Here is a 2,773-nt window from a genome sequence, read left to right on the forward strand (position 1 = left end):
TCACCGCCCTCTCCGCGGTGACGCCGAGCCTGACCCGCATCTACCCCAACGGCCAGGCCGACGTGAACCACTTCCAGGCCGCCGGCGGCATGAGCCTGCTGATCCGTGAGCTGCTGGGCGCCGGGCTGATCCATGGCGACATCCCCACGGTGTTCGGCACCGACCTGACCGCCTACACCCAGGAGCCCTTCCTCGAGGAAGGCAAGCTGACCTGGCGCGAGGGCCCCACCGAGAGCCTCGACGAGGACGTGCTGCGCGGCGTGGCCAGCCCCTTCGCCCCCACCGGCGGCCTCACCGTGCTCGACGGCAACCTCGGCCGCGGGGTGATCAAGGTCTCGGCGGTGGCCGAGGAGCACCGCCTGGTGGAGGCGCCCGCCCGCATCTTCGAGGACCAGAACGAGCTCAAGGCGGCCTTCGAGGCCGGTGAGCTGGACCGTGACGTCATCGTGGTGGTGCGCTACCAGGGCCCCAAGGCCAACGGCATGCCGGAGCTGCACAAGCTCACCCCCTACCTGGGCGTGCTCCAGGACCGCGGCTTCAAGGTCGCGCTGGTCACCGACGGGCGCATGTCCGGCGCCTCAGGCAAGGTCCCCGCGGCCATCCACATGACCCCCGAGGCCCTGGACGGCGGCCCCCTGGCGAAACTGCGCGATGGCGATATCGTCCGCCTGGACGCCAACACCGGCACCCTCGAGGTCAAGGTGGACGCCCACGCCTGGGCCGAGCGCGAGCGGGCCGAGCCACACCTGGAGCACTACCACCAGGGCCTGGGCCGCGAGCTGTTCGCCGGCTTCCGCCACCTGGCCAGCGGCTCCGAGCAGGGCGCCTCGGTGTTCGGCGGCTTCGAGGCCGACGACCTGGCCTGCCAGGCCGGCATGATCCATGATGAGGACGCCTGAGGATCCACCGCGATGACACGACCCGCGTTGATCGGTGGTGACTATCGAGAGCGAGGGACCAGGCCCTGCTGGCGCGACTGCTTGAAGAGACGAGTTGACGATGACACGACCCGCGTTGATCGGTGATATCGGAGGGACCAACGCCCGCTTCGCGCTGGTGACCCCGGGCGCCTTCGAACCCCACGACATCCTCGCCCTGCCCTGCGCCGACTATCCCGGGCTGGTCGAGGCGGCGACCGACTACCTGGCCCGGGTCGGCGCCACCGGCGAGGCGGCGCCCCGGGAGGCCTGCCTGGCCTTCGCCTGCCCGATCCGCGGCGACCGGGTGACCATGACCAACAACCATTGGACCTTCTCCCGGGCCGAGGCCCAGCGGGCGCTGGGGCTCAGGCTCTTCAAGGTGATCAACGACTTCACCGCCCAGGCGCTGGGCGTGCCCCACCTGGCCGAGGCCGACCCGGTCGAGGTGCAACCCGGCGAGGCGCTGCCCCATACGGCCCGCCTGGTGATCGGCCCCGGCACCGGGCTCGGCGTGGCCGGGCTCTTCCCCGGCCGCCACGCCTGGATCCCGCTGCCCGCCGAGGGGGGACATGTCACCTTCGCCCCCACCGACGAGCGCGAGCAGAACCTGCTGCGCCACTTCCGCAACTGCTACGGCCGCGTCTCGGTGGAGCGCATCCTGTGCGGCCAGGGGCTGCTGGTCCTCTACCTGGGCCACTGCTCGCTCAAGGGGACCAATCCCGTGCACGCCACCCCCGCCGAGGTCACGGCGGCGGCGGACAGCGACCCGGTGGCCCGTGATACCCTGCTGCGGTTCCTGAAGATCCTCGGCGACGTCTGCGGCGATGCCGCCCTGACCCTGGGTGCCCGCGGCGGGGTCACCCTGTGCGGCGGCATCCTGCCGCGGCTGCGCGACTGGCTGCCGCGAAGCCGCTTCCGCGAGGCCTTCGCCGCCAAGGGCCGTATGAGCGCCTATACCGCGGCGATTCCCGTGCACCTGGTGACCGCCCCCTGGCCCGGCCTGCTGGGTGCCGCCGAGGCCCTGCACAATGAAGAAGTCGAATAACTCGACGGAAGAGGTCGAATGATGATTCCGCAAAGCCTGCGCACCCTGCTCGACGAGACCCGCGGCCAGCGGCGCGCCGAGTGGGCCGGCCGCGAGCTGTGGCTGGCCAACGAGCCCTGGGGGGAGCTGGCCGTTTCCCTGCAAGGCGCTCAGGTCCTGCACTTTCTACCAAACCCCGCCGCAGGCGCTCTCCCTTTCGCGCCCGCCCCCGCGCGAGCTGAAGGCTCTCGTTCTGCGGACGCTAACGGCGGCGGCTGGCTGTGGGTAACGCCGACGCCCCAGGCGCTGCCCGGGGCGATCCGCGGCGGCATCCCGCTCTGCTGGCCCTGGTTTGCCGACGAGCACACCGCCGACGAGTCGCCGGACCGCTCCGGACCGATGCACGGCCCGGCCCGCACGGCACCCTGGCGCCTCGAGGCCGTGGACGAGCACGAAGGGGGCGTGGAACTGCACCTCTCGCCGGAGACGCGCCTGCACAGCCAGCTCGTGCCCCGAGCGGTGATCCAGGCCAATGCCCACCGCCTGCATGTGGAGCTGATCACCGAGCATGTCGGCGAGACGCCGGTGAAGATTAGCGGCGCCCTGCACACCTACCTGGCGGTGCGCGACGCCTTCGCCTGCCGCGTCGAGGGGCTGGCCGGGGCCCGCTACCTGGACAAGCTGGCCGGCTTCGCCGAGCGCGAGCAGCAGGGCGAGCTGGGGGTCCGGGGGGCGCTCGACCGCATCTACCACAGCAACGCCGAGCTCATCCTGGATGACGGCACGCGCCGCCTGCGCATTGCCCGCCAGGGCAGCGATTCCGCGGTGG

At 71.8% G+C, this 2,773-nt stretch carries 3 protein-coding genes; all 3 read left to right on the plus strand.

What is annotated here, in order from left to right:
• Nucleotides 1–899, plus strand: an 899-nt coding sequence (locus J5F18_RS16395; protein ID WP_346299611.1) for a dihydroxy-acid dehydratase, incomplete at its 5' end; no start/stop codon positions are given.
• Nucleotides 900–999: 100 nt separating this feature from the next.
• Nucleotides 1,000–1,965 (plus strand): glucokinase, encoded by a 966-nt coding sequence (gene glk / locus J5F18_RS16400; RefSeq protein ID WP_346299612.1) that lies wholly within the window; start codon nt 1,000–1,002, stop codon nt 1,963–1,965.
• 21 nt (nt 1,966–1,986) lie between these two features.
• The coding region (locus J5F18_RS16405) for a D-hexose-6-phosphate mutarotase (protein WP_346299613.1) at nt 1,987–2,773 on the plus strand (787 nt) is incomplete at its 3' end.

Source organism: Halomonas sp. BM-2019, assembly GCF_017584085.1.